Below are 23,466 nucleotides of genomic sequence, written 5' to 3'. Positions count from 1 at the left end.
TTGTCTCCTGGTTTTATGGTTTTGTGTCCGGCCCCTGCAGGCCTGCGATGGCCCCGGGGCGGCCTCCCGCCATGCTGCCGGCATTGCGCCGACAGCAGCGGCATCATCAATACTTGCGCTTTGGGAACTCGGCAGCGGCCACTTCCATCGGGAAGATGCCTTCCTCGGTCACGATGCGCTTTTGCACCGCCTTGCCGGCCTTGATGTCCTTGACGGCGGTCATCAGCTGCGGGCCCAGCAAGGGGCTGCACTCCACGCTCACATTGAGCTTGCCGGCGATCATGGCCTCGAAGGCGCCCTTGACCGCATCGATGGAGATGATGGTGATGTCCTTGGCGGGCTTCATGCCGGCCTCTTCGATGGCCTGGATGGCGCCGATGGCCATGTCGTCGTTGTGCGCGTAGAGCACGTTGATCTTCTTGCCCTCGGCCTTGAGGAAGGCTTCCATCACCTCCTTGCCCTTGGCGCGCGTGAAGTCGCCGGTCTGCGAGCGCAGGATCTTGAACTTGGGGTCGGCCTTGACGATCTCCTCGAAGCCCTTCTTGCGGTCGATGGCCGGGGCCGAGCCCACGGTGCCCTGCAGTTCGACGATGTTGACGTCGCCCTTGTGGTCCTTCATCTTGTCCACCAGCCAGCGGCCGGCCTTGCGGCCTTCTTCCACGAAGTCCGAGCCCATGAAGGTCACGTACAGCGAGGTGTCCTTGGTGTTCACCGCACGGTCGGTCAGCACCACGGGGATCTTGGCGGCCTTGGCTTCGCGCAGCACGTTCTCCCAGCCCGACTCGACCACCGGCGAGAAGGCGATCACGTCCACCTTCTGGGCGATGAAGGAGCGGATGGCCTTGATCTGGTTCTCCTGCTTTTGTTGGGCGTCGGAGAACTTGAGCTCGATGCCGGCCTCTTTGGCAGCGGACTTGATCGACTCGGTGTTGGCGGTGCGCCACTCGCTCTCGGCACCCACCTGGCTGAAGCCCAGCACGATGGGTTTCTGGGCCCAGGCGGCGCCCGGGAGCAGCCCGGCCACGGGGGCGCAGGCAAGGGCGGATACGAGGGTCCGGCGGTTCAGTTTCATCATTTGTCTCCTGTCTGTCTGTTGTTGACGCTGTTGTGGAAGAAAGAAATGCACTGCGGGAAAGAAACCTGGCGATTCAAGCCAGCATGTAGCCGGTCTTGACGGTGGTGTAGAACTCTGCGGCGTAGCGGCCCTGCTCGCGCGGGCCGTGGCTCGAATCCTTGCGCCCGCCAAAGGGCACGTGGAAGTCCACCCCCGCCGTGGGCAGGTTGACCATGGTCATGCCGACCACGGCGTTGCGTTTGAAATGCATGGCGTACTTGAGCGAGGTGGTGCAGATGCCCGCGCACAGTCCGTAGGGCGTGTCGTTGGCCAGGGCCAGCGCATGCTCGTAGTCGTCGGCGCGCAGCACGCAGGCCACAGGGCCAAAGATCTCCTCGCGCGCAATGCGGTGCTCGGGCTTGGCCAGGAACAGGGCCGGGGCCATGTAGTGCCCAGGCGTGGCGCGTTCGAGCCGCTCGCCGCCCCAGACATGCTGGGCACCCTCGCTCCGGGCGATCTCCACATAAGAGAGGTTCTGCTCCAATTGGCTGGAGTCGGCCACCGGGCCCATATCGGTGCCGCGCTCGAGCGCATGGCCCACCTTCAGGGCCATGAGCCGCTGGCGCAGCCGGTCCACGAAGGCATCGTGCACGCTGGCTTCGACGATCAGCCGGCTCGACGCCGTGCAGCGCTGGCCGGTGGAGAAGTACGAGCCCTGCAGCGCGCAGTCGATGGCCTGGTCCATGTCGGCATCGGCCAGCACCACCAGCGGGTTCTTGCCGCCCATCTCCAGCTGCACCTTGGCACGGCGTGCCGTGGCGGACTTGAGGATGCGATCTCCGGTATCGACCGATCCCGTAAAGCTGATCGCATTCACCAGCGGGTGGTCCACGAGGGTCTGGCCCACCTCGCGGCCGCTGCCCATGAGTAGGTTGAACACCCCGGCCGGCAGGCCGCAGCGGCTAATGATCTCGGCCAGCGCCCAGCCGCAGGTGGCCACCAGCTCTGCCGGCTTGAACACCACCGTGTTGCCATAGGCCAGGGCGGGGGCGATCTTCCAGGCCGGGATCGCAAACGGAAAGTTCCACGGCGCGATGATGCCGACCACGCCCACGGGTTCGCGGGTCACGTCCACCTGCACGCCCTGGCGCACCGAGGCCATGAGCTCGCCCGGAATGCGCAGCGCCTCGCCGGCAAAGAACTTGAAGATCTGGCCGGCCCGGGCCACCTCGGCCACGGCCTCGGGCAGGGTCTTGCCCTCCTCGCGGGCCAGCAGGGTGCCCAACTGGTCCTTGCGTGCCAGCAGCTCGCTGCCAATGTGGTCGAGCACGTCGGCACGGCGCTGGGGGCTGCTCTGGCTCCAGTGGGGCAGGGCGTCGGCGGCGGCGCGGATGGCGCGCTCGGTCTGGTTGCGGTCGGCCCGGGCGTACTCGGCCACCACTTCGCGGGTGTCCGACGGGTTGGTGCTCACCCCGGTGGTGGTACCGATCTCCCAGCGCCCATTGATCAGGTGCCGGGGGTTTTGCTGCGTATCGCCGAGTTTCATGGAGACCTTGGAAACAACCTTGGTGCTGGTGTGCGGCAAAGTCTAAGATCGATTTAGATATCAATCTAATAGTTTTTTTGACAAAATAGATATACGTCTACGCATTCTGGAAAACCCCATGAGCACCTACAACCATTGGTTCATCCGCGCACGCCTGAAGACGCGCCAGCTGCTCTTGCTGGTGGCCCTGGCCGAGGAGGGCAACATCCACCGCGCGGCCCAGGTGCTCAGCATGACCCAGCCGGCCGCGTCCAAGCTGCTCAAGGACCTCGAGGACGTGCTGGAGGTATCGCTGTTCGAGCGCCTGCCCCGGGGCATGCGCCCCACCTGGTATGGCGAGACCATGATCCGCCACGCGCGCATGGCGCTGGCCAGCCTGAACCAGGCGCATGTGGAGCTGGCAGCGCTCAAGACCGGGCACTTCGGCCAGGTGGGCATCGGGGCCATCACCTCGCCGGGCCTGAGCCTGTTGCCCGCCGCCGTGGCCCTGGTCAAGCAGGAGCACCCGAGCCTGCGCATCTCGCTCGATATCGAGACCAGCCCGGTGCTGATGGACCGGCTGGAGCAGGGCAAGCTCGACATCCTGGTGGGCCGCTTGTTCGAGGAGCACGACAAGGCCAACCTGCGCTACGAGCCGCTGAGCGAGGAACTCGTCTGCGCCGTGACCCGGCCGGGCCATCCGCTGTCTGGCATGGCCGGGCTGACCCTGCGCGACGTGCTGGCCGCGGGCTGGATCGTGCCGCCCGCAGGCAGCGTGCTGCGCCACCGGTTCGATCTGATGTTCCAGCAGGACGGGCTGGCCCCGCCGGTCAACGTGGTGGAGACGGCGGCCCTGCTGTTCATGACCCGCATGCTGCAGCAAAGCGACATGATCGCCGTGGTCGGCGCCGACGTGGCGCACTACTACGCATCGCACGGCATGGTGTCGGTGCTGCCGCTGGCCATGCCCTGCCACATGGACGCCTTCGGCATCATCACCCGCACCGACCGCCTGCTGTCGCCCGCCGCCAAGGTGATGATGAAGGCGCTCAAGCAAACCAGCCTGGTGCAGTACGGGCGCCGGCTGGAAGCTGGAGACTGAGCCGGGGGAGGGCTACACCCAGCCGGCGTCCACTTTGAACTCTTGCGCAGTGCACATGGCGGCATCGTCCGACGCCAGGAACAGCACCATGCGCGCGATGTCGTGCGGGCGCAGCTTGTCGGGCAGGCACTGGTTGCGCGCCAGTTCCTTCTCGCCCTCGGCGTCGAGCCAGAGCTTGATCTGGCGCTCGGTCATCACCCAGCCGGGCGACACGGTGTTGATGCGGATGCGGTCCTGGCCCAGGGTGCGCGCCAGACCGCGCGTGAGCCCGTTCACCGACGACTTGGCAATGGCATAGCAGGGGTAGCCCGCGCCCTTGCCCTGCCAGCCCGTGGAGCCCAGGTTGACCACCGAGCCCGCGCCCAGGCGGCGCATGCCGGGCACCACGGCCTGGATGGCGAAGAAGGCCGGGCGCTCGTTGATGGCCATGCGCTCGTCGTAGTAGTCGGGGGTCACGGACTCCAGCGTGTGGCGGTCGTCGCTGGCCACGTTGTTGACCAGCACCGAGAAGTCGCCCAGGGTGGCGGCAGCCTCGGCAATGGCCGCCTGCAGCGCGGCGATGTCGCGCACGTCGCATGCCTGCCACCAGGGGCGCTCATGGCCGGCATCGGTGATCTGCTGGGCCAGCGCTTCGCTGGCCTCGCGCGCCACGTCCACGAAGGCCACGCGCGCGCCCTGTTCGGCGAATGCTGCGACGATGGCCGCGCCGATGCCGCTGCCCCCGCCCGTGACAAAGACCGATCGGCCTTGCAGGCTGGGAAATTGGGCGAGCGTGGCGGGCTGGGAGGGGATATGGATGTCAGTTGTCATTGCAATTTGTATATCGAAAAATTCCAAAAATAATCATTCCATGCATCAATTGACGTTGATAAGATGCCCGGCGTCAAGAGGCAGGCCGCTAAACAACAAACAGGAGACAAGCTTTGAGCAACCAGAGTCCCATGGCAGCGTCCGCTGCGTCGCGATTTCCCGTCCCCACCACGGGGCCCCTGCGCTGCGTGGTCGAAGCCGATGCGCAGCTGGGGGAGGGGCTTGTATGGTCGGTGCGGGAGCAGGTGGTGTATTGGCTCGACATCCTGGGCTGCCGCCTGTACCGGCTGGACCCGGCCACGGGGCTGCAGACGCAGTGGAGCTTCGAAGAAGAGATATCGGCCCTGGCCGAGCGCCGGGACGCGCCCGGTCTGATCATCACCCTGCGGCGCGGCTTCGCGCTTTTCGACCCCGCCACCGACAGCGCCCCGCACTACCTGCACCAGCCCGTGGCCGAGTTGCCAGGCAACCGCTTCAACGATGGCAAGTGCGATGCTGCGGGCCGCTTCTGGGGCGGCAGCATGGACTTTGACTGCAAGCTGCCTACCGGCGCGCTCTACCGCTACGACCCCGATGGCCGCTGCACGCGCCACGACGAGGGCTTCGTGGTGACCAACGGGCCCACCTGGGCCAATGCAGGTGGCCGAGAGTGGCTGTACTTCAATGACACCCTGGGCAGCATCACCTGGCGCTACGACTTCGATGCCGCGGCCGGCACCATCTCGAACAAACAGGTGTGGAAGCGCTACACCGCAGAGGAGGGGCTGCCCGACGGCATGACCACCGACGCCGTGGGCCGCCTCTGGATCGCCCACTGGGGTGGCCACTGCGTGAGCTGCCACGACCCTGAGACCGCCGAGGAACTGGGCCGCGTGGTGCTGCCCGCGAGCCAGGTCACCACCTGCGCCTTCGGCGGCGCGGACCTGCGCACGCTGTTCATCACCACCGCGCGGGTCGGCCTCAAGCCGGAGCAACTCGTTGCCGAGCCGCTGGCGGGCAGCGTGTTTGCCATCGAGATCGACAGCCCCGGCGTGCCGGCCCATCTGTTCGGTGGTTGACCCTTTTCACGAGAGCTTGTACATGAGCGAAACCACCCATCCCATCACCTGGCTGAGCCATGCGGGCCAGCACCTGGGGCTGGTCCCCTCCCTGGGCGGCAGCGTGGCCGCCTGGCAGATCGACGCCCCGGAGCAGCCTGGCGGCCGGATCGATCTCTGGCGCCCCTGGGATGGTGCTACCCCCGACCTGTACCAGCTGGCCTCCTTCGCCATGGTGCCGTGGTCCAACCGCATCAGCGGTGGCGGCTTCAAGCACGCTGGGCAGTTCCATCCCATGCAGCCCAACCGGGCAGGCGAGCCGTATCCCATCCACGGCGATGGCTGGCTGCAGCCCTGGGCCCTGTCGCAGCCCGCCCCGGACACGCTGCAGATGCAGCTGCGCTCGGAGCGCTTTGGGGGAAACCCCTACGACTACGAATCGGTGCAGACCTTTCGCCTGGTGGAGGGCGGGCTGGACCAGCATGTGCTGGTGCGCCACCTGGGCGCCGAGCCGCTGCCCTACGGCATCGGCGTACACCCGTGGTTCCCGCGCACGCCGGGCACGCGCATCAGCGCACCGGTGCAGGCCGTCTGGCTGTGCGGCAACGACCCGCTGCCGACCGAGCACACCGCGCAGTTCCCTGGCGGCTGGGACCTGAATGCCGGCGTTTCGGCGCACGGCACGCTGATCGACAACGGCTACACCGGCTGGGGCGGCACGGCACAAATCGACTGGCCCGAGCACGGCCTGCGGCTGACCGCCCGCATGCCCGACTTCGGTGCCGATGGCGGTGCGGCGCAGCATTTTTGCCTCATCTACCGCCCGCCGCAGGGCCCGGCCTTCTGCTTCGAGCCCATCACCCAGCCCATCGATGCCTTCCACCTGCCGGGGCAGCCGGGCCTGCGCGTGCTGGAGCAGGGGGAGTCGTTTGCGCTGAGCGTGCAGTGGCGCCATGGCCCGCTGCCCGCCAACGGCACTCCCTGAACGAAGCGCTGCGGCTCAGGCTTTGCCTGCTGGCTCAGCAGCGGCGGATTGCTGCTGCTGCGCCGCCAGTTCGGCGTCAAGCGCCTGGGCGCGCTGGACCGCCTCGCGTGCCTGAAAGCGCGCCAGGTAGGCCGCCAGCGCAGGCGTGATCGGAAACAGCTTGAACGACGATATCCAGCCCAGTGCGCTGCCCCACAGCACATCGGCCGCCGTGAACCGATCCCCCAGCCACCAGGGGTTGGCCTGGTCGATCTGCGCATTCAGCGTGCGCAGCACGCTCTCGTAGTCGCCGTAGGGCGAGGTGGACTGCGAGCCGCTGTCGCGCTGCATGGCCTTGTCCACCACGGCAGGCTCGAAGCACGAGCCATAGAACACCATCCAGCGCAGGTAGGCGCCGCGCAGCGGGTCGCCCACGGCGGGCGACAGGCCGCGCTCGGGGTACAGCTCGGCCAGGTACATGTAGACCGCCGCCTGCTCGGTGACCAGCGTGTTGCCGTGAAGAAGCGCCGGTACCTTGCCCATGGGGTTGATGGCCAGGTAGTCGGCCTCGCGCTGCTGCTTGGCCCTGAGGTTGAGCACGTGCATGTCGTGCTCGGCCCCCAGTTCCTCGATGAGGATGCGGGCCCCGACGGAGCGGCTTTGCGGGGCGTGGAAGAAGGTCAGATGGCGGTTGGAAGGCATCATGGGCGGGTCTCCTGTGCGCGCGCAATGCGCAGCCGCCTTTATAGGCCCATTTCGTGGCGCTCCTGCGGCCAAGGCGGCGCTGGCCACCGGTTTGCGCCCGTGGGTTAGTCCGCTTCTGCCTGGCGGCCCAACAGCCTGTCCACCGCCGCGCGCAGCGCCAGCAAGGAGGTGGTGTTGAGCACGAACACCACGAAGCCTTCGATCTGGCTGCTGAGCAGCTCGAAGCGGATGTGCAGGAACACCACCAGGTGGTTCTGGATGCGCGTGCCCAGAATGGTGCGGCTGTCGCCGATATCGACACGGGGTGGGCTCAGCTCGAACTCGTTGCCCAGCAGGTCGGCCAGGGTGGCCAGGCAGGCGCTGAGCATCACGTTGCCCAGCTCCGTCATCGCATCCTGCTCGATGGCGCTCAGGTCCTCGCCGGGCAGGCTCTGGCCCGCGACGATGCGCACGATCTCCAGGCTCTTGTCGCCCGGAAAGATCAGCAGCGCGTCGCCGTTGAACACACCCCGGAAAGGCTGGCGCACCCCATACATGGTGCTGCCGGCGCTGCCCAGCTGCTGGGCTGCCTCGCTCACCGTGAAGATGCTGACGTGCGGCACCGAGAGCAGTACCTCGTCGTGCATGAGATCGCCCATCGCCGCGGCCGCCTTGCCGACACCGATGTTGAAGATCTCGCTGAGCGCGTCGATTTGCTCCGCATCAAGCTTGGCAGTCATTTCATGCTCCTGCCAGTGCCGCGAGCTTCCTCGCTGCATCGGCTGTGATGGGTTTTGCAATGAAAACCAGGCCGGCCTCGTCGATGCGTTCCTGCATCGCAGACTGGACGTTGGCGGTGAGGATGGCAATGGGCAACTGGGGCCGGGTCTGGCGCAATGCCAGGGCCGCCTCCAGGCCGGTCATTCCGTGCATGTTGAAGTCCATGGACACCAGGTCCACCGGGTGCTCTTCACACATCTTCAGTGCTTCTTCGCCGCTGCTGGCGTGCAGGATGGTCCATTGGGGGTGGGCCTGCAAAATGAATCCTTGCAGGATGAGCCGGGACATCCGGCTGTCGTCAACGATCAAAAGTCGCAGGTTCATGGCGATGGCTTGTTGGAGGGCGTCAAGAGGAGTGCTGTGGGGCGCGTTCGTAGGCCAGCACCTTGTTGCGGCCGGTGGCCTTGGCGCGGTACAGCGCCTGATCTGCCCAGGCAAGAATGGTTTCAATCCCGGCGTCCCGGTGCGCCATCTCGGCCATGCCGATGGACACGGTGATCTTCAATGGCTCGCTGGCGATGGACAGGATTTGCAGCTCGGAAATGGCATCGCGGATGCGCTCGGCCACAGACCAGGCACTCTCGGTGGAAGAGTGGGGCAGCAGCGCAGCGAATTCCTCGCCCCCCAGCCGCCCCAGGATGTCGGCCTCGCGCAGTGCGCCCGCGATGGAGGTAGCGCAGGCGCGCAGAGAGTCGTCGCCGGTCTGGTGGCCGTAGCGGTCGTTGATCAGCTTGAAGTGGTCGATGTCGATCATCAGCACGGTGCATGGCTTGGCATGGCGGCGGCAGTGGTCGAGAAGCGCAGTGCCGCGCTCCAGGAAAGCCCGCCGATTGAGCATGCCGGTCAGCGAGTCGCGCGTGGCCAGTTCGCGCAGCTGCGATTCCAGTTGCTTGTGTGTGCTGATGTCGAAGCCCCACAGCAGGTGGGCCAGCTTGCCGTCGACCTCGATGAGGCGCGCCGAAAGGGAGCTCCAGCGTGGATTCTTTGCGCCGATCAGTGCTTCCATGCCATCCACCTGGCCGTACTTGTCCAGTGCCTCCATCAATTGCTGGCTGGCGCCCGGCTCGTGCAGCAACTCTGGCAAAAACAGCTTGATGGGCGGCCATTGGAGCCCCAGGCGTTCCACCATCTGGCTGTTGATGAAGTGTACGAAGCCGCTTTCGACATCCACCAGGACCACATCGCTCGGGCTGGAGTCCAGGATGAAGCTCAGCAGTGCGCGGTTCTCCTCGATCTCGCGCGTGCGGCTGGCCACGCGCAGCTCCAGCTGGCGGTTGGCCTGCGCCAGCTGCTGGGACAGGGCCTGCGCCGAGCGGGCTTCGTGCAGCAGCTTGCGGATCAGGAGGGCCGTGCCGATCAGCAGGCCGCCCAGCACGGCGCTGAGCAGCATGAAATGGTCGTGCAGTTCCTGGCGAACCCGGTCCGTGTCCTGTGAGGAAAGCAGGTGTACCGCCACCACCGCCTTGCGGGTGCCCTGCAGCAGGGCATCGGTGTGCCCGATGATGTCGTCGCTCAGCCCTGCGCGCTCGGACGGCGCCGCTGCCAGGCGGCGAGACCACCGCTCGACATGCCGGGCCAGCCCGTCCAGATCGAGTGCTGCCTGTGCCAGTTCCTGCCGCAAGCGCGCGCCTATGCGCTGGCTCGCGCCGGCCATGTCCAGTGTGCTGTAGAGAACGTCCAGGCGCTCGCGCAGCTCTTCCTCGGGCGCCTCCTGCGCTTTCACCTTGCGCGCCAGCAGGGCAACGCGCCCCAGTTCGCTGTGGACGCTCGAGACGTACCACAGATCGCTTTTCTGAAACGGCTGCGCCAGTGATTGCACCTGCCGAAGCGTCCACCACAAGGCGACGGACGCGGCCACCACCATGGTCGCCACCAGGACCAGCAGCCAATAGGTACCGCTGCGGTGGCGCAAGAGACGGTGGGCCTGGGCTGCGGGCAGGCGTGGCTTATCGGACGGAGATGACATTGACCTGCCAGATGGTGCGGTTGACGTAGTCCTGCTTTTGCAAGCGAGGGTGGCGGTCAAAGGGGTAGATCAGGATCAGGGGCCCCTTGTCGCGGATGCTGATCGGCTGCTGGTCGCGGCGGTAGGCCAGCAGGGGGTCGTATTCGACCAGATCGCTCCAGGGAATGCGCACCGAGTAGTCGTTCATGGCCGTCAGCTCGATCTGGTGCTGTTCGTTGCCACCCAGCAATTCCACGAGCTGGCGCAAGGACACGCCGCGCCAGCGGGATTTTCCCGGCATCCCCAGTGCCTGCGGCAAAGTGGTGGCGATTTCACGGGGCGAAAGCCGCTCCAGCGCCTGCATGTCACAGGCCAACGCAGGCTGGGTGGCAAATTGCAGGCGCAGTACCGTCTTCTGCCCCGATGGCGGGCACACCAGGCTGGCATGGGATGGCAGGGGCAGGCTGAACAGGGCAACAAACAGGGCGAGGGCTGCGCCGGGCAGCCCCGCCAGGGATCTGGGCATCATGAAGGGTCTCGCTGGCTCGCTCCTGCAAGGCAGATGCAGGAACAGACGCAGCGACTATGCCGGGATGCCTCAGCGAATGGGCCCGCTTACGCGCTGTTGTGGGGGCAATGGCCCTGTTTTGACAATTGTTGACGGCTCGGCGTGCCCTGGCACCGCCGGGGAGGCCGCGGCGCGGGAGGGCGTGGCAGCGGATCGCCCCGGGCTGGGGCGCGCTCTTGCACGCGCGCGCGGGCACGGCCTTGCAGGCCGCCCGCGCAGTGGCGCTTCAAATGACCCGAAAGCCGTGCGTGCCGTCGCGCCCGAGCTGCTCCACCAGCCCGAATTCCCAGTCCAGGTAGGCTTGCATGGCCGCGCGCGGGCTCTCCGTGCCTTCATAGGGGCGGCGGTAGCGGTCGGTGCGCGGCGAGGCCAGGCGCGTCTCGCCATGTTCCAGCGGCAGGCCTGCTGCGATCCAGGCCTGGGTGCCACCTTCGAGCACCCGCACCTCGGCACCGGTCAGGCGGGCCAGGTCCTCTGCAGCGTAGCGGGCCAGCAGGCTGCTGCCGCAGGTGAGCACATAGCGCTCGGCCCGCGGAATCGCCGCCACGGCCTGCGCCAGCTGTGCCCGGATCACGAACCAGGCGCCGGGGATGTGGCGCTGTGTGTAGTGGGCGCTGCTGGTCAGGTCCAGCACAGCGGTATGGCCGGGGGCTTCCTCCTGGAGCCAGGCGGCCAGTTGCGCGGGCGTGGTCCAGGTGATGGGGCCCTTCGGCTCGGGCACGGTATTGGCCACGGCACCCGTCTCGGTGAAGGCGGACGCCTGCACGCCATCGAGCACCCAGGCCTCCCAGCCCATCTGTGCCAGCCACGAGGCGCTCATGTTGGCGCGCACGCCATCGTCGTCCACCAGCACCAGGCGCGCGCCGCGCACGGCGGCCGTGTGGTCGGTCTCCTGCACCAACTGGCCACCCGGTGTGTTGCGAAAGCCGGGCAGGTGGCCGGCCGCAAACTCCTCGGGCGTGCGCACGTCCAGCAGGTAGGTGGTGCGGCCGGCCTCGGCCGCAAAGCGGGCCAGGTCCCCGGCCTGGGCGCGCTGCACGCGGGCGCGGTCGGCCACGCTGCGCGCCTGCTCCGGGGCCTGGCTGCGGTCGATGTGCAGGGCGGGGTCGAAGCGGCGGCTGGCGCCGCGCTCCAGCGTTTGCCCGGCCAGCAGCCAGCCGATGGTGCCGTTGCGCAGGGCGGCCACGGGGTTGGGAATGCCCGCGTTGACCAGCGACTGCGTGCCGATGATGCTGCGCGTGCGGCCGGCGCAGTTGACGATGATCTGCGTGGCCGGGTTGGGCGCCAGCGCCTGGGCGCGCAGCACCAGCTCGGCGCCGGGCACGCTCACCCCGGTGGGGATGTTCATGGTGTGGTACTCGTCGTAGCGGCGTGCGTCCAGCACCACCACGTCGGCCTTGGCATCGATCAGGGCCTGCACTTCCTCGGCCGCCAGCGAGGGCGTGTGGCGCTCGGACTCCACCAGTTCGCCAAAGGACTTGCTGGGCACGTTCACGTCGATGAACAGCTCGCCCCCGGCATCGCGCCAGCCCTGCAGGCCGCGGGCCAGCAGCGTCACCCGGGTGTAGCCCAGTTGCTGCAGCGTGCGCGCGGCCGGCTCGGCCAGGCCCTCGCCATCGTCGTAGACCACGATGAAGGTGTCGCGGCGGGGGATCCGCGTCCAGGCATCGAGCTCGATCTTGCCCGCAGGCAGGTTGGCGGCGAACAGCGGGTGGCCCTGGGCATAGGGGTCTTCCTCGCGCACGTCGAGCAGGGCGATTTCCTCGCGGGCCAGCAGGGCCTCGCGGACGGTCAGGACGGAAGTTTCTGGAATGGTGGGTGCAGTCATTGTGGGAATCGTACGGGTCTTTGAAAACAGGGTCAGGCCGAGGGAGCCGGGTTCTTCGAGAGGTCCCAGATGTTGGGCAGGGTGCTGTTGCTATAGCCCGAGATGAAGGGTTTGCGCGTGCCGTCTTCGAGGTACACGCTGCGCTGCACGGCACCGATGTTGGCACCGTAGACATGGATGCTGATGGAGGTCTGGCCATCCACCGCGTTGCTCACGCGGTGCACGTCGCCGATGCTGGGGGACACGGCCTCCACCTGGCCTGGCTGCAGGCGGTGCGGCGCGCCATCGGCGGCCCAGCGTCCGTCTGCGGTACGGGCAAAGGCCTGCGAATCCTCGGCCCCGCGCAGCATGCCGATCAGGCCCCACACCGTGTGGTCGTGGATGGGCGTGGCCTGGCCCGGCCCCCAGACAAAGCTCACCACCGAGAAGCGGCCCAGCGCATCGGCATGCAGCAGGAACTGCTGGTAGCGCTCGGGGCTCTCCTGGGCATAGGCGGCGGGGAGCCAGTCGTCATGGGCCACCAGGGCGCCGAGCAGGGCGCGACCGCGATCGAGCAGTTCGGGCTCGGGCGGGGCGCTTTCCACCAGGGCCGCCAGTTGCTGCACGAAGTGGCGCAGGCGGGCGGTGTCGGGGGAAACCGGGGCAGCGGTAGGGGCGGTGGGTTCTCTGGCTGTGGAGGCGAGGGCATTCATGCCCCGCATTGCACCAGCGTTGGGCGTGGGGGTGTGCGGAATCTTTTGCATATCCATCTCCGTTTTTCTTCGTTCTCTTTTCGGTGCCCAGCAGTTGCAATGCGGCTGGTGCGGTGCTTGCCACCGTTGTCTTCATTACACATGAGGTGCAGGGCATGAACAACAAGGGCCAGATTCTGGGTGGGGGAGAAGCGCGCTGGTCGCGCCGGCAGTTGCTGCGTGCAACAGGTGCGGCCACGGTGGTGGGCGCCTCGGGCGTGGTGAGCAGCCAGGTGCTGGCGGCCGGCAAGCTGCGCGAAGTCAAGCTGGCGTGGAACGCCAACGCCATCTGCCTGTCGGCCGCCCCGGTGGCGATCGAGCGTGGCATCTTCGAAAGGCATGGCCTCAAGGTCGAACTGGTCAACTTCGCGGGCTCTACCGACCAGTTGCTGGAGACCATCGCCACCTCCAAGGCCGATGCCGGCCTGGGCATGGTGCACCGCTGGATCAAGCCGCTGGAGTCGGGTTTCGACGTGAAGCTGGTGGGCAGCTCGCACGGCGGCTGCTCGCGCCTGGTGGGCTACGAGGCGGCGGGCGTGACCAGCCTGCAAAAGCTCAAGGGCAAGACCATCGCGGTGTCGGACCTCAACAGCCCGGGCAAGAATTTTTTCTCGGTGCTGCTGGCCAAGTCCGGTCTCAACCCCGAGAAGGACGTCACCTGGCGCCAATTCCCCGGCGACATGCTGGGCCTGGCCGTGGAAAAGGGCGAGGCCCAGGCCATTGCCGACGGCGACCCCAACCTGCTCTTGATCCAGCGCCGCACCAAGGGCCTGGTGGACCTGGCCTCCAACCTCTCGGGCGAATACGCGGCCAAGACCTGCTGCGTGCTGGGGGTCAGCGGCGCCATGGTGCGCAACGACAAGGGCACGGCGGCGGCCCTCACGCGCGCCATCATCGAGGCGTCGGACTTCGTGGCCGACAACCCGAACGAGACGGCACGCATCTTCAGCCCCTATTCCAAGGTGCCGCAGGAAGACCTGCGTGCCGTGCTGGGCACGCTCACGCACCGCAGCCACCCGGTGGGCACGGCCCTGCGCCAGGAGATCGAGTTCTACGCGCGCGATTTCAAGCTTGTGGGGGTGCTCAAGCCCTCCACCGACCCCGCGCGCTTTGCGGCGCATGTGCATGCCGACGTTCTGGCCTGATCCCGCCATGAGCACCGTTGCCGACCATATCCTGCCTGCGCCCGCATCCGTGGCCGAGGCGCCCCGGGCACCCCGTGCGGCGGCGCCCGCCGCCAGAGCGGCCGTTCCCGCCAGCTTCGGAGCAGCCCAGCCCATTCCCGCCATCTGGTGGACGGGCCTGGTGGCTGCCGTCGCCTGGGCGGCCTTGGGCCTGCTCACCTACCTGTGGCCCAACAAGCCTGCGGGCTTCAGTGACTGGGAGTTCACCCAGGAATTTGCCCTGGGGGCCGGCGCCGTGGCCCTGGCATTGGTGGCGCTGGCCCTGGCACCTGCGGCCTTCGGTGCCGTGGGCCGGCGTGCGCGCCGCGCGGGCCCCTGGCTCGTGGCCATTGCCGTCGGCCTGGCGGTCTGGGAGGTGGTCACCGCCAAGCTGGGTACCCTGCCGCCCCCGTTCTTTGCCCCGCCGCAAAGCCTGGTGGAGGTCTATGTGACCGACTGGGCGCGCCTGCTGGAAAGCGCCGGCGCATCGATCCGCCTGCTGGCCCTGGGCATCGCCATCGGCGCGGCGGCGGGCTTCGTCACCGGCGTGCTGATCGGCTGGTCGCGCCAGGCCAGCTACTGGATCCACCCGGTGCTGCGCATCCTGGGGCCGGTGCCCACCACGGCACTGCTGCCGGTGAGTTTCTATTTCTTCCCGTCGAGCTGGTCCACGGCGATCTTCCTGATCGCGTTGGGCACGGCCTTCCCGGTGGCCATCCTCACCTGGTCGGGCGTGGCGGGCGTACACAAGAATTATTACGACGTGGCGCGCACCATGGGCGCGTCGCCCTGGTTTCTGGTGCTGCGCGTGGCCATACCGGCTGCACTGCCGCAGGTGTTCGTGGGCCTGTTCATGGGCCTGGGCGCGGCGTTCTCCACCCTGGTGGTGGCCGAGATGCTGGGCGTGAAGGCCGGCCTGGGCTGGTACCTGACCTGGGCCCAGGGCTGGGCGGCGTACCCCAACATGTATGCCGCACTGATCGTGATGGCGCTGCTGTTCTCGGGCGTGATCACCTTGCTGTTCGTACTGCGCGACCGGGTGCTGTCCTGGCAGAAGGGGGTGGTGAAATGGTGAGTACAGCGATTGCCGCCGAGGCGGGCGCCGCAGCCCGGGTTACTGGTGCACGCATCGACGTGCGCAATGTGAGCCACTGGTTCGACCTGCCCGCAGGCCCGCTGCACGTCATCGACGAGCTCGACCTGTCCATTGCGCCTGGTGAATTTGTCGCCCTGCTGGGTCCGAGCGGCTGCGGCAAGAGCACGCTGCTGCGCCTGGTGGCGGGGCTGGAGCCCGCGACCACCGGTGAATTGCTGCAGGACGGTACCCCCATCACCGACCCCGATCCCTCGCGCATCGTGGTCTTCCAGGACCCGACACTGTTCCCCTGGCGCACCGTCTGGGACAATGTGGCCCTGGGCCTGCAGGCGCGCGGCATCCTGCGCCAGCAGCGCCACCGGGTGGACCAGGCCCTGCGCCTGGTGGGCCTGCAGGACTTTGCCAAGGCCTTTCCGCACCAGCTGTCGGGCGGCATGGCGCAGCGCGTGGCGCTGGCGCGGGCCTTGGTCAATGACCCGAGCCTCTTGGTGCTCGACGAGCCGCTGGGCAAGCTCGACTCGCTCACGCGCCTGTCCATGCAGACCGAGCTCGTGGACCTGTGGCAGCGCACGGGCTTTTCGGCCCTGCTGGTCACGCACGATGTGGAAGAGGCGCTCTTCATGGCGCAGCGCGTGGTGGTGTTCTCCGACCGGCCGGCGCGTATCCAGCAGGTGCTGGTGAACGATTTGCCTTACCCACGCCACCGCGGCGACCCGCGCCTGGCCGAGCTGCGCCGCGAGGCCCTGGCGCTGCTGGGCCTGGATGCCAGCTGGTAGCGGGAGCACCTTGTCCCCTGAGTTGCTGAACGGCCTGCTCGAAGGCCTGCATGCCGCGCAGCAGGGCCTGCGTGCCTTGCTGCATGCCCTGGGCCTGGCGCCCGAGATCCATGGCCAGCCCGGCTGGCCGCTGGCGCATCGCATTGCGGCCGAGATGCTGGTGGTGGATGCTGGCCACGCACGTCGCGTTCTCTGGTCGCTGGCCTGCGCAGGCGGGGCGCTGGTGCTGCTGGCCGTGGCGCTGGCCTGGCGCCGTGCCCGGTGGCCGCTGGCGGCCCTGGCCATCACCGTGCTGGTGCTGGCCCCCTGGCCCCAGGCCCATCTGCTGCTGGCACCCGCCGTGGCGACCAGCCTGCACCAGTCGCCCACCGGCTTTGCTGCGGCAGGCATCGTGCGTGGCCAAGCCACCTACCAGCAGCACTGCGTGCGCTGCCATGGCACCGACGGCCGCGGGGAGGGGCCCGACGCGCCGCAGCTCGTGCAGTGGCCGCCCAACCTGAACGGGGCATTGCTTTGGAAGCGGCTCGACGGCGAGTTGTTCTGGCGCGTGCGCGAGGGCATGCACAACCGCGCGGGCGTGCCCACCATGCCCGGCGTGGGCAGCGCATTGAGCGATGGGCAGATCTGGGAGGTGCTGGACTACCTGCAGGCCCATGCGGCCGGGCAGATGCTGCGCGAATCGGGCACCTGGGACCGCCCGGTGCGCCTGCCGGCCATGGCCGTGCAATGCCGCCAGGGGCGCGCGCGGCACAGCACCGGGTTGCTGGGGCAGCGCGTGCGCGTGGCCGTGGCCGGGCCCGGCGTGCCGTCCGTAGCCGACGATCCACGCCTGGTGACCCTGGTGGCAGGCACGCTGCCGGCAGGCTCCGATCCCGAATGCCGGCCGCAGGGCGAACTGCAGGCCGTGGAGCAGGCGCTGGCCCTGGTGTTGGGCATCCCGGCCGCTGAGCTGCCGGGCTACCAGTTGATCGTGGACCGCGCCGGCTGGCTGCGCGCCCGCGGCCAGCCAGGCAAGGCGGCCTGGTCCGAGGATGACCTGGTCTGCCGCTCGACCACGGTGCCCAGGGCGCCCCCCGATGGACCGGTGGCGGTCGTCGCCGTCGCACCGGGCGACGGGCTGGAGGCGCTGATCCGCCGCATGGACGCAGAGCCGGTGCGGCTCACGCGCGGCGGCTTTCCGCACTGAACCGGATGGGGGCGGGCTGGCGCGCGTCTATTACTTGCGGTTCTTGCGGTACACGTCGCCCACCGAATTGGTCAGCGACGCCTTGTCGGGCGCCACGCGCATGGTCATCGGCCGTTCCTTGCCACCCGCGATGCAGGTGAGCAGCAGCACGCCGGCACCCGGCTGGTAGCGGCAGTGGGCATAGGCCTTCTGGCTGTCGCGCAGCACCACCGTGCCCTGGGCGTCGAAGTCCATGAAGTCGTCGGTGAAGCCGGGCTTCTTGCGGTCTTGGGCCAGTTGCCAGGTGCCGGCCAGCCAGCCGGTGCCCTCCTGCGCCAGGGTGCTGCCAGCGAGTGCCAGCAGGGCGATGCCGGCCAAGGTGTGTCGAATGCCCATGGCCGCTTACTCCTTGCGTCCCAGCGCGAAGTAGATGCCGCCCAGCACCAGGATGATGAGCGGCATGCCGATGGCCACGAAGCCCTGCGCCTGAAAGTGGCGCAGATTGGCCAGCAGCCAGAGTCCACCGACGGCCATGCCGGCGATTCCGGCCTGGGTCTTGCGGTTCATGGCGTCCCCCTTGGGCTTGGGCCGTGCCGGCGGCCGGTAGCTTCCCCTGTGGTGCAGTGCATGGAATTTCCCTCTCTTGGTGGTCTTTCCATGCATTGTGCCGGGGCCGTGCTCAAGACTCCAGTGCGTTCAGCGTGAACGGTGCCGCCGTGAACATGCGCACGCCATGCTCCAGCGCATCCTCGTCGAAGTCGAACAGCGGGTGGTGGTGCGGGTGGCAGATGTGCTTGGCCGCGCTGCGCGCGCCGATCAGCGCATAGGCGCCCGGCGCATGCTCGGTGAAGGCGCTGAAGTCCTCGCTGTTGGGCAGCGGGTTCATGGTGTGCAGGGGCACGTCGGGCAGGGCCTCGCGCACGGCGGCGCGCAGGGCGGCGGCGGTGGCCGGGTCGTTGACCACCGGGCGGTAGCCATGCACGTACTCCAGCTCCACCGTGGCACCGTGGGCCTGGGCCACGCCGCGTGCGATGCGTTCGATCGCCTGGGGAACCCGCGCCCGAACCTCGGGCGAATAGCAGCGCACCGAGCCCGACAGCTCCGCGCTGTCCGGGATCACGTTGAAGGCCGAGCCGGCCTGGAACTTGGTGACCGAGAGGATCAGCGCCTCGTGCGCATCGGTGTTGCGCGCCACCACGGCCTGCAGGTTGGCCACGATCTGGGCGCCGATCCAGATCGGATCGATGCATTTGTCCGGGTTGGCCGCATGGCCGCCCTTGCCCTGCACGCGCAGCACGAAGCGGTCGGAGCTGGCGAGCGTGGGCCCGTCAAGCACCACGATGCGGCCCGTGTCCACGGTGGACATCACATGGGCCGAGATGATGCGGTCCACGCCCTGCATCACGCCGGCGTCCACCATCTGCTGGGCGCCACCGGGGTGCTGCTCCTCGGCGTGCTGGAAGAAGAAGCGCACCTCGCCCGGCAGTTGCTGGCGCAGCCCGGCCAGCAGGCGCGCGGCGCCCAGCAGCATGGAGGCATGGCCATCGTGCCCGCAGGCGTGCATCGCGCCAGGCCGGGCCGAGGCGTAGTCGCATGTCTTCTGGTCGTGGATGGGCAAGGCGTCGATGTCGGCGCGGATGGCCAGCACCTTGCCGGGCAGGGCGCCGCGCAGCGTGGCGACCAGGCTGGTCGGGGTGGGGCGGTGGATCTGCAGGCCGTCGATCTGGCGCAGTTCGCGTTCCAGGAAATCGGCCGTGTCGATCTCCTGGAACGACAGCTCGGCGTGGCGGTGCATGTGGCGGCGCCAGGCCACGACCTGGGGGTGCAAGGCGCGGGCCTGCCCGGTGATGGTGTCGATCAGTTGCGGGGTGGACATGGTGCGGCTCACTCCATCTCGATCTTGCGGGCCTGCACCACCTTGCGCACGCGCTCCAGGCTGGTGCCGATGAGGGCGCCGAACTGCTCGGGCGTGCCGGCGATGGACTCGGCCCCGAGTTCCTTCAGGCGTGCCTGCAGGGCCGGGTCCTTCAGGGCGTCGGCCGCGGCGGCGTTGAGTCTGGCCACGATGGCAGGGGGCGTCTTGGCGGGCGCCACCAGGCCGAACCAGGTGATGGCGATCTCGTTGAGGCCCGGATGCCCCAGCTCCTTGAAGGTGGGCACATGGGGCAGGGCCGGCAGGCGCTGGTCGGCCGCAACGACGAAGGGCACCAGCTTGCCGGCCTTGATGTAGGGGGCGGACGATGGGTACTGGTCGCTCAGCAACTGCGTCTCGCCCGCCAGCGCACCGGTGATCACGGGGCCCATGCCCTTGTACGGAATGTGGCGCACCTGGATCTTGAGCTCGTCGTTCATGGCCTCGATGATCAGGTGGCCGATGGAGCCCGAGCCCGGAGAGCCCGCGTTGAGCTGGTCGGGCTTGCTGCGTGCCAGGGCCACCACGGCGGGCAGGGTGTCCACCTTGAGGCTGGGGTGTACCGAGAACACCGAGGGGATGGAGGCCAGCGCCGTGATCGGCGCAAAGTCCTTGAGCGGATCGGTGCGCGAGGCCTTGAGCAGCACCGGGTTCACCGCCAGCGTGCTCACCGTGCCCACGCCGATGGTGTAGCCATCGGGTGCAGCGCGCGCCACGGCCTCGGCGCCGATGGCGCCGCCCGCGCCCGCGCGGTTGTCCGCCACGACCGACTGGCCAAGCGACTTCTGCATGCGCTCGGCCACCAGGCGCGCCACGATGTCGGTGGAGCCACCGGGGGCAAAGGGCACGATCAGCTTCACGGGCTTGTCGGGGTAGGCCTGGGCCCAGGCGGACAGCGGCAGGGCGGTTGCGCAGAGGCTGGCCAGCAGCACGGCGCGTCGGGTGGAGATCAAGTGGGTCATGGTCACAAAGGCTTGCCAGGAAGGATGGGGCCGATTGTGCTGGCTGGATATTGGGTTGACCAATAGAATTTGGCCGTTATGTATTGGAATTGCTTATGGCAAACACAGCGCAGCCTGCAACCGATCCCGGCGTATTGTTCAACCGCCTGCTTGCGCGCGGGCGCCTGCGGCACTTGCAGCTGATCGCAGCCCTGGCCGATGCCGGCAGCGTGCAGCGCGCGGCCACCTCCGTGGGCATGAGCCAGCCGGCCGCCACCCAGGCCCTGGCAGACCTGGAGGGGCTGCTGGAGGCACCCTTGTTCGAGCGGCACAACCGCGGCGTGCGGCCCACGCGCTTTGGCGAGGCCGTGGTGCCCGTGGCGCGCAATGTGCTGCAGGCACTGCGCGCCACCACCGAAACGCTGTCCGCCCTGCAGGCAGGCGCCCAGGCCTTTTTGCGCCTGGGCTGCATACCGGCGGCGGCATCGGGCCTGCTCGCCAGGGCGTTGCCGGCGCTGCTGCAGGCGCAGCCGGGGCTGCAGGTGGAGCTGATCGAGGAGAACATGCTGCACCTGCTGCCCGAGCTGGCCGCCGGCCGGCTCGACGCCGTGGTCTGCCGCCGCCCGCAGGACGTGCCTGCGGCCTGGCAGTTCGAACTGCTGCAGAACGATGCACCTGCGGTGGTTGCTGCCCCCGGACACCCCTTGGCGGGCCTGCGCAGCGTGGCGCTGAACCGGCTGCTAGGCCTGCCCTGGGTGCTGCCGCCACGCGGCATGGGCGTGCGCGACTACTACGACCGGCTGTGGGCCGGTCATGCGCAGCAGCCGGTGCTCTACCCCATGGCCACGACCGCCTTGCCGGTGGTCCTGGAGGCCCTGCGCAGCACGGGCGCCGTGAGCCTCATGCCGCAGAGCATTGCCCAGGCGCTGGTGGACACCGGCGTGGCCGTGGTCCTGGCCGTGAAGCTGCCCCAGGCACTGGAGTCCTCGCTGCAGGGCTTGGGCTTGCTGACCACGGGTTTTGCCGACGGGCCGGCCCTGGCGGCGCTGCGCACACGGCTGCGCGCCGCATCGGGCGCCTGACCCCTGCAGGCCGGCGCGGCGCCCTACATGGGCTCGATCTGCGCCTTCTTCATCATGGCCTCGGTCAGCAGCATCTCCCTGGTGAAGTTGCGCTTGTAGGCATCGGCGTCCAGGGGCGTGACCATGCCGCCCTGCTCCTCCAGCGCTGCGACCACGGCCGGCTGCCGGAGCGCTTTTTCAAACGCGGCGCGCACGCGCGCCACGATGGGGTCGGGCGTGCCGGCGGGCACCGACACGCCGCCCCAGGACGTCAGCTCCACCCCGCGGACCCCCAGTTCGGCCAGCGTGGGCACCTGGGGCAGCTTGGGGTTGCGGCGCGTGCCGGCAATCGCCAGGGCGCGCAGCTTGCCGGCCTGGATGTTGGAATAGGCCACCGAGAAGATGGGCGCGCCAAAGGTGACCTGCCGGCCCATGACGGCATTGACGATCTCCGACGCGCCCTTGTAGGGCACATGGGTGACCTGCGCGTCCACCGCGCTCAAGAGCAGCTCCACGCCCAGGTGCGAGGGTGTGCCCACGCCGCCCGAGGCATAGTCGAGCTTGCCAGGCGCGGAGCGCGCCTTGGCGAGCAGGTCGTCCAGCGTGCGGATGTCCGAAGCCGCGTTGACGATGAGCACGATGTCCGCGCTGGTCAGGCCCATCACGTGCTGAAAGTCCTTGAGCGCGTCGTAGCCCGGCGCCTTGTACATGTGCATGCTGGCGGCCATGGGCGCGCTGGAGTAGATCCAGGTGTAGCCGTCGGGCGCGGCCTTGGCCACCTGGCGCGCGCCCAGGTTGCCGCCCACGCCGCCGCGGTTCTCGATCACCACGGGCTGGCCCAGTTCGCGGCCCACGGCCTCGTGGATGATGCGCGCCGTGGTGTCGGGCGCCGTGCCTGCGAGGAAGGGCACGACCCACTTGATGGGGCGCGAGGGCCAGGGTTCGGCCGCCCGCGCCGTGCCCAGCGAGAGCAGGGCGGGTGCGGGGACGAGGGCGGCGGCCAGGCTGCCGCCCAGGAACTGCCGGCGTTGCAAGGTGCGTGCTGTCATGGTCTTTGTCTCCTGTCTTTATAGTGGAATCGGTCGCTCGCTGGCGAGGTCAGGCCTGCGGCGCCAGCAACTCCTTGGCGATGGTGTTGCGCTGGATCTCGCTGGTGCCCGTGAGCACGCGGTACATGCGCAGCATGCGGAACAGGAACTCCACGCGCCGGCCCTGCACGATGCCCTCGCCGCCATGGATCTGCACCGCCCGGTCGGCGATGCGAAACGCCGTCTCGGAGCAGAACAGCTTGGCCATCGAGGCCTCGGCACGAGCCTCGCTGCCCGCATCGATCTGGCGCGCCGTGCCCAGCATCAGCGCACGGGCCGCGCACAGCTCGGTCGCCATGTCGGCCAGCATGTGCTGGATGGCCTGGAAGTCGCCGATGGCGCGGCCAAACTGGCGGCGCTGCAGCGCATAGTCGCGCGCATCGCGCACGGCCAGCTGCGCCAAGCCCAGCATGGCCGGGCAGTGCAGCAGGCGGTTGACGGTGATGCGGCCCAGCGCCAGCGCCAGGCCCCGGCCCGGCTCGCCGATCAGGTTGGCAGCGGGCACGCGGCAGCTTTCAAGCACGATGTCTCCCGTGTGCGACTGCCCGGCCATGGTCTTGTAGCCCGTCTCCACCCGCACCCCGGGGGCCTTGAGGTCGACGAAGAAGGCCGTGACCTCGCGCTCGGCCGGGTCGCTGGCCGTGGAGGCCATCAGCACCGCGTAGTCGGCAAACGGCGATCCCGAGATGAAGCGCTTGCGCCCGTCGATCACGAAGCTGTCGCCGTCCCGCACCGCGCGCGTTTGCACCGCACCGGCGTCGGAGCCTGCTTCGGCCTCGGTCAGTGCAAAGCAGATGGCCTTGTCGGCCTGTGCGACGGGGGTGATGAATTGCTGCAACTGGTAGGGCGTCGCCTTGCGGGCCAGCGCGCCGACACGCGGCGGGCCGCTCAGTTCACCGAACACGTGGGGCGCGAAAGGCGAGCCGCTGGCATAGATGGCCTCCTTGATGAGCACGTGGTCCAGCACCGACAGGCCCAGCCCGCCCATGGCGGTGGGCAGGGTCATGCCGTAGAAGCCCAGCTCGTGCGAGCGCTTCCACACCTGCTGCAGCAGGGCGCGGTCCGCGCCATGCTCGTGGTCGGTGCCATGCTCGCGCGCCAGTGCGGCGAGTTCTCCGTGCAGGAACTCGTTGATGCGGCCAATCAGCCCGGCTGCGCGCTCCGAGCCTTCGAAGGGCACGTTGAACAGCGGGGCGGGGATGGAATTGATGGAATCGGTTTTCATCGCTGTTGTCT

24 protein-coding genes are annotated in these 23,466 nt (G+C 68.4%); 8 read left to right on the top strand and 16 right to left on the bottom strand.

Going from position 1 to position 23,466, the window contains the following annotated elements:
- Positions 1–106: 106 nt before the first annotated feature.
- Together AC0IZS_RS28450 and AC0IZS_RS28445 are read right to left on the bottom strand one after the other, a co-directional pair.
- On the bottom strand, positions 107–1,072 hold the full coding sequence (locus AC0IZS_RS28450) for an ABC transporter substrate-binding protein (protein WP_471638755.1): 966 nt from the start codon (positions 1,070–1,072) through the stop codon (positions 107–109).
- 76 nt (positions 1,073–1,148) lie between these two features.
- On the bottom strand, positions 1,149–2,600 hold the full coding sequence (locus AC0IZS_RS28445) for an aldehyde dehydrogenase family protein (RefSeq protein ID WP_471638754.1): 1,452 nt from the start codon (positions 2,598–2,600) through the stop codon (positions 1,149–1,151).
- Positions 2,601–2,718: 118 nt separating this feature from the next.
- Here AC0IZS_RS28445 and AC0IZS_RS28440 point away from each other — a divergent pair, with 118 nt between their 5' ends.
- Positions 2,719–3,681, top strand: coding sequence for a LysR family transcriptional regulator (locus AC0IZS_RS28440; protein ID WP_471638753.1), 963 nt, complete (start codon positions 2,719–2,721; stop codon positions 3,679–3,681).
- 12 nt (positions 3,682–3,693) lie between these two features.
- Here AC0IZS_RS28440 and AC0IZS_RS28435 read toward each other — a convergent pair whose 3' ends face one another.
- A complete protein-coding gene (locus AC0IZS_RS28435) occupies positions 3,694–4,491 on the bottom strand; it encodes an SDR family NAD(P)-dependent oxidoreductase (RefSeq protein ID WP_471638752.1) in 798 nt (265 codons plus the stop codon).
- Positions 4,492–4,622: 131 nt separating this feature from the next.
- On the opposite strand from AC0IZS_RS28435, the gene AC0IZS_RS28430 reads away from it, so the two are divergent.
- Together AC0IZS_RS28430 and AC0IZS_RS28425 are read left to right on the top strand one after the other, a co-directional pair.
- On the top strand, positions 4,623–5,549 hold the full coding sequence (locus tag AC0IZS_RS28430; protein WP_471639590.1) for an SMP-30/gluconolactonase/LRE family protein: 927 nt from the start codon (positions 4,623–4,625) through the stop codon (positions 5,547–5,549).
- 22 nt (positions 5,550–5,571) lie between these two features.
- Positions 5,572–6,513 carry an aldose 1-epimerase gene (locus AC0IZS_RS28425; protein WP_471638751.1) on the top strand — a complete coding sequence of 314 codons (942 nt, stop codon included), beginning with the start codon at positions 5,572–5,574 and terminating at the stop codon, positions 6,511–6,513.
- Between the two features lie 15 nt (positions 6,514–6,528).
- Here the strand turns inward: AC0IZS_RS28425 and AC0IZS_RS28420 are convergent, their stop codons facing one another.
- From AC0IZS_RS28420 to AC0IZS_RS28390, 7 genes are all read right to left on the bottom strand, one after another.
- On the bottom strand, positions 6,529–7,194 hold the full coding sequence (locus AC0IZS_RS28420) for a glutathione S-transferase family protein (RefSeq protein WP_471639589.1): 666 nt from the start codon (positions 7,192–7,194) through the stop codon (positions 6,529–6,531).
- Between the two features lie 107 nt (positions 7,195–7,301).
- Complete coding sequence (locus AC0IZS_RS28415; RefSeq protein ID WP_471638750.1) at positions 7,302–7,916, bottom strand: chemotaxis protein CheC; 615 nt, start codon at positions 7,914–7,916, stop codon at positions 7,302–7,304.
- Between the two features lies 1 nt (position 7,917).
- A complete protein-coding gene (locus AC0IZS_RS28410; protein ID WP_471638749.1) occupies positions 7,918–8,280 on the bottom strand; it encodes a response regulator in 363 nt (120 codons plus the stop codon).
- Positions 8,281–8,302: 22 nt separating this feature from the next.
- Entirely contained in the window at positions 8,303–9,922 is a 1,620-nt protein-coding gene (locus tag AC0IZS_RS28405) for a sensor domain-containing diguanylate cyclase (RefSeq protein WP_471638748.1), read from the bottom strand.
- Positions 9,903–10,427 (bottom strand): putative pterin-binding protein, encoded by a 525-nt coding sequence (locus AC0IZS_RS28400; RefSeq protein ID WP_471638747.1) that lies wholly within the window; start codon positions 10,425–10,427, stop codon positions 9,903–9,905. Before AC0IZS_RS28400 ends, AC0IZS_RS28405 begins: the two co-directional genes overlap by 20 nt.
- A 268-nt stretch (positions 10,428–10,695) precedes the next feature.
- Entirely contained in the window at positions 10,696–12,297 is a 1,602-nt protein-coding gene (locus AC0IZS_RS28395) for a rhodanese homology domain-containing protein (protein WP_471638746.1), read from the bottom strand.
- Between the two features lie 32 nt (positions 12,298–12,329).
- Entirely contained in the window at positions 12,330–12,989 is a 660-nt protein-coding gene (locus AC0IZS_RS28390; RefSeq protein ID WP_471638745.1) for a cysteine dioxygenase family protein, read from the bottom strand.
- Between the two features lie 155 nt (positions 12,990–13,144).
- Here AC0IZS_RS28390 and AC0IZS_RS28385 point away from each other — a divergent pair, with 155 nt between their 5' ends.
- The 4 genes from AC0IZS_RS28385 to AC0IZS_RS28370 are packed head-to-tail and all read left to right on the top strand — an operon-like array spanning position 13,145 to position 17,249.
- A complete protein-coding gene (locus AC0IZS_RS28385; protein ID WP_471638744.1) occupies positions 13,145–14,173 on the top strand; it encodes an ABC transporter substrate-binding protein in 1,029 nt (342 codons plus the stop codon).
- Positions 14,174–14,180: 7 nt separating this feature from the next.
- On the top strand, positions 14,181–15,266 hold the full coding sequence (locus AC0IZS_RS28380) for an ABC transporter permease (RefSeq protein WP_471638743.1): 1,086 nt from the start codon (positions 14,181–14,183) through the stop codon (positions 15,264–15,266).
- A complete protein-coding gene (locus tag AC0IZS_RS28375; RefSeq protein WP_471638742.1) occupies positions 15,260–16,063 on the top strand; it encodes an ABC transporter ATP-binding protein in 804 nt (267 codons plus the stop codon). The genes AC0IZS_RS28380 and AC0IZS_RS28375 overlap by 7 nt, the downstream gene beginning before the upstream one ends.
- Positions 16,064–16,073: 10 nt before the next feature.
- On the top strand, positions 16,074–17,249 hold the full coding sequence (locus tag AC0IZS_RS28370; RefSeq protein ID WP_471638741.1) for a c-type cytochrome: 1,176 nt from the start codon (positions 16,074–16,076) through the stop codon (positions 17,247–17,249).
- Positions 17,250–17,279: 30 nt separating this feature from the next.
- Here AC0IZS_RS28370 and AC0IZS_RS28365 read toward each other — a convergent pair whose 3' ends face one another.
- From AC0IZS_RS28365 to AC0IZS_RS28350, 4 genes are all read right to left on the bottom strand, one after another.
- A complete protein-coding gene (locus AC0IZS_RS28365; protein WP_471638740.1) occupies positions 17,280–17,624 on the bottom strand; it encodes a hypothetical protein in 345 nt (114 codons plus the stop codon).
- 6 nt (positions 17,625–17,630) lie between these two features.
- Positions 17,631–17,795 (bottom strand): hypothetical protein, encoded by a 165-nt coding sequence (locus AC0IZS_RS28360; RefSeq protein WP_471638739.1) that lies wholly within the window; start codon positions 17,793–17,795, stop codon positions 17,631–17,633.
- A 112-nt stretch (positions 17,796–17,907) separates the two neighbouring features.
- Positions 17,908–19,104, bottom strand: a complete 1,197-nt coding sequence (locus AC0IZS_RS28355; RefSeq protein ID WP_471638738.1) for an amidohydrolase — start codon at positions 19,102–19,104, stop codon at positions 17,908–17,910.
- A gap of 8 nt (positions 19,105–19,112) precedes the next feature.
- Entirely contained in the window at positions 19,113–20,102 is a 990-nt protein-coding gene (locus AC0IZS_RS28350) for a Bug family tripartite tricarboxylate transporter substrate binding protein (RefSeq protein WP_471638737.1), read from the bottom strand.
- A gap of 95 nt (positions 20,103–20,197) precedes the next feature.
- On the opposite strand from AC0IZS_RS28350, the gene AC0IZS_RS28345 reads away from it, so the two are divergent.
- Positions 20,198–21,163 (top strand): LysR family transcriptional regulator, encoded by a 966-nt coding sequence (locus AC0IZS_RS28345; RefSeq protein ID WP_471638736.1) that lies wholly within the window; start codon positions 20,198–20,200, stop codon positions 21,161–21,163.
- A gap of 23 nt (positions 21,164–21,186) precedes the next feature.
- Here AC0IZS_RS28345 and AC0IZS_RS28340 read toward each other — a convergent pair whose 3' ends face one another.
- Together AC0IZS_RS28340 and AC0IZS_RS28335 are read right to left on the bottom strand one after the other, a co-directional pair.
- On the bottom strand, positions 21,187–22,191 hold the full coding sequence (locus AC0IZS_RS28340) for a Bug family tripartite tricarboxylate transporter substrate binding protein (RefSeq protein ID WP_471638735.1): 1,005 nt from the start codon (positions 22,189–22,191) through the stop codon (positions 21,187–21,189).
- Positions 22,192–22,240: 49 nt separating this feature from the next.
- Positions 22,241–23,455: an acyl-CoA dehydrogenase family protein gene (locus AC0IZS_RS28335; protein ID WP_471638734.1), complete on the bottom strand. Its 1,215-nt coding sequence runs from the start codon at positions 23,453–23,455 to the stop codon at positions 22,241–22,243.
- Positions 23,456–23,466: the final 11 nt, after the last annotated feature.

The sequence above is a fragment of the Acidovorax sp. AC410 genome, assembly GCF_979253235.1.
The sequence above is the reverse complement of the archived record's forward strand: the minus strand, read 5'-3'. Positions and strand labels throughout refer to the sequence as shown.

What these genes read in the sequence shown, in the direction of transcription:
- AC0IZS_RS28420 (WP_471639589.1), bottom strand. Translation starts at nt 7,194, where the DNA reads ATGCCTTCCAACCGCCATCTGACCTTCTTCCACGCCCCGCAAAGCCGC.
- AC0IZS_RS28405 (WP_471638748.1), bottom strand. Translation starts at nt 9,922, where the DNA reads ATGTCATCTCCGTCCGATAAGCCACGCCTGCCCGCAGCCCAGGCCCAC.
- AC0IZS_RS28360 (WP_471638739.1), bottom strand. Translation starts at nt 17,795, where the DNA reads ATGAACCGCAAGACCCAGGCCGGAATCGCCGGCATGGCCGTCGGTGGA.
- AC0IZS_RS28390 (WP_471638745.1), bottom strand. Translation starts at nt 12,989, where the DNA reads ATGAATGCCCTCGCCTCCACAGCCAGAGAACCCACCGCCCCTACCGCT.
- AC0IZS_RS28335 (WP_471638734.1), bottom strand. Translation starts at nt 23,455, where the DNA reads ATGAAAACCGATTCCATCAATTCCATCCCCGCCCCGCTGTTCAACGTG.
- AC0IZS_RS28450 (WP_471638755.1), bottom strand. Translation starts at nt 1,072, where the DNA reads ATGAAACTGAACCGCCGGACCCTCGTATCCGCCCTTGCCTGCGCCCCC.
- AC0IZS_RS28445 (WP_471638754.1), bottom strand. Translation starts at nt 2,600, where the DNA reads ATGAAACTCGGCGATACGCAGCAAAACCCCCGGCACCTGATCAATGGG.
- AC0IZS_RS28385 (WP_471638744.1), top strand. Translation starts at nt 13,145, where the DNA reads ATGAACAACAAGGGCCAGATTCTGGGTGGGGGAGAAGCGCGCTGGTCG.
- AC0IZS_RS28380 (WP_471638743.1), top strand. Translation starts at nt 14,181, where the DNA reads ATGAGCACCGTTGCCGACCATATCCTGCCTGCGCCCGCATCCGTGGCC.
- AC0IZS_RS28345 (WP_471638736.1), top strand. Translation starts at nt 20,198, where the DNA reads ATGGCAAACACAGCGCAGCCTGCAACCGATCCCGGCGTATTGTTCAAC.
- AC0IZS_RS28395 (WP_471638746.1), bottom strand. Translation starts at nt 12,297, where the DNA reads ATGACTGCACCCACCATTCCAGAAACTTCCGTCCTGACCGTCCGCGAG.
- AC0IZS_RS28435 (WP_471638752.1), bottom strand. Translation starts at nt 4,491, where the DNA reads ATGACAACTGACATCCATATCCCCTCCCAGCCCGCCACGCTCGCCCAA.
- AC0IZS_RS28410 (WP_471638749.1), bottom strand. Translation starts at nt 8,280, where the DNA reads ATGAACCTGCGACTTTTGATCGTTGACGACAGCCGGATGTCCCGGCTC.
- AC0IZS_RS28400 (WP_471638747.1), bottom strand. Translation starts at nt 10,427, where the DNA reads ATGCCCAGATCCCTGGCGGGGCTGCCCGGCGCAGCCCTCGCCCTGTTT.
- AC0IZS_RS28415 (WP_471638750.1), bottom strand. Translation starts at nt 7,916, where the DNA reads ATGACTGCCAAGCTTGATGCGGAGCAAATCGACGCGCTCAGCGAGATC.
- AC0IZS_RS28430 (WP_471639590.1), top strand. Translation starts at nt 4,623, where the DNA reads ATGGCAGCGTCCGCTGCGTCGCGATTTCCCGTCCCCACCACGGGGCCC.
- AC0IZS_RS28440 (WP_471638753.1), top strand. Translation starts at nt 2,719, where the DNA reads ATGAGCACCTACAACCATTGGTTCATCCGCGCACGCCTGAAGACGCGC.
- AC0IZS_RS28340 (WP_471638735.1), bottom strand. Translation starts at nt 22,191, where the DNA reads ATGACAGCACGCACCTTGCAACGCCGGCAGTTCCTGGGCGGCAGCCTG.
- AC0IZS_RS28350 (WP_471638737.1), bottom strand. Translation starts at nt 20,102, where the DNA reads ATGACCCACTTGATCTCCACCCGACGCGCCGTGCTGCTGGCCAGCCTC.
- AC0IZS_RS28365 (WP_471638740.1), bottom strand. Translation starts at nt 17,624, where the DNA reads ATGGGCATTCGACACACCTTGGCCGGCATCGCCCTGCTGGCACTCGCT.
- AC0IZS_RS28355 (WP_471638738.1), bottom strand. Translation starts at nt 19,104, where the DNA reads ATGTCCACCCCGCAACTGATCGACACCATCACCGGGCAGGCCCGCGCC.
- AC0IZS_RS28425 (WP_471638751.1), top strand. Translation starts at nt 5,572, where the DNA reads ATGAGCGAAACCACCCATCCCATCACCTGGCTGAGCCATGCGGGCCAG.
- AC0IZS_RS28375 (WP_471638742.1), top strand. Translation starts at nt 15,260, where the DNA reads ATGGTGAGTACAGCGATTGCCGCCGAGGCGGGCGCCGCAGCCCGGGTT.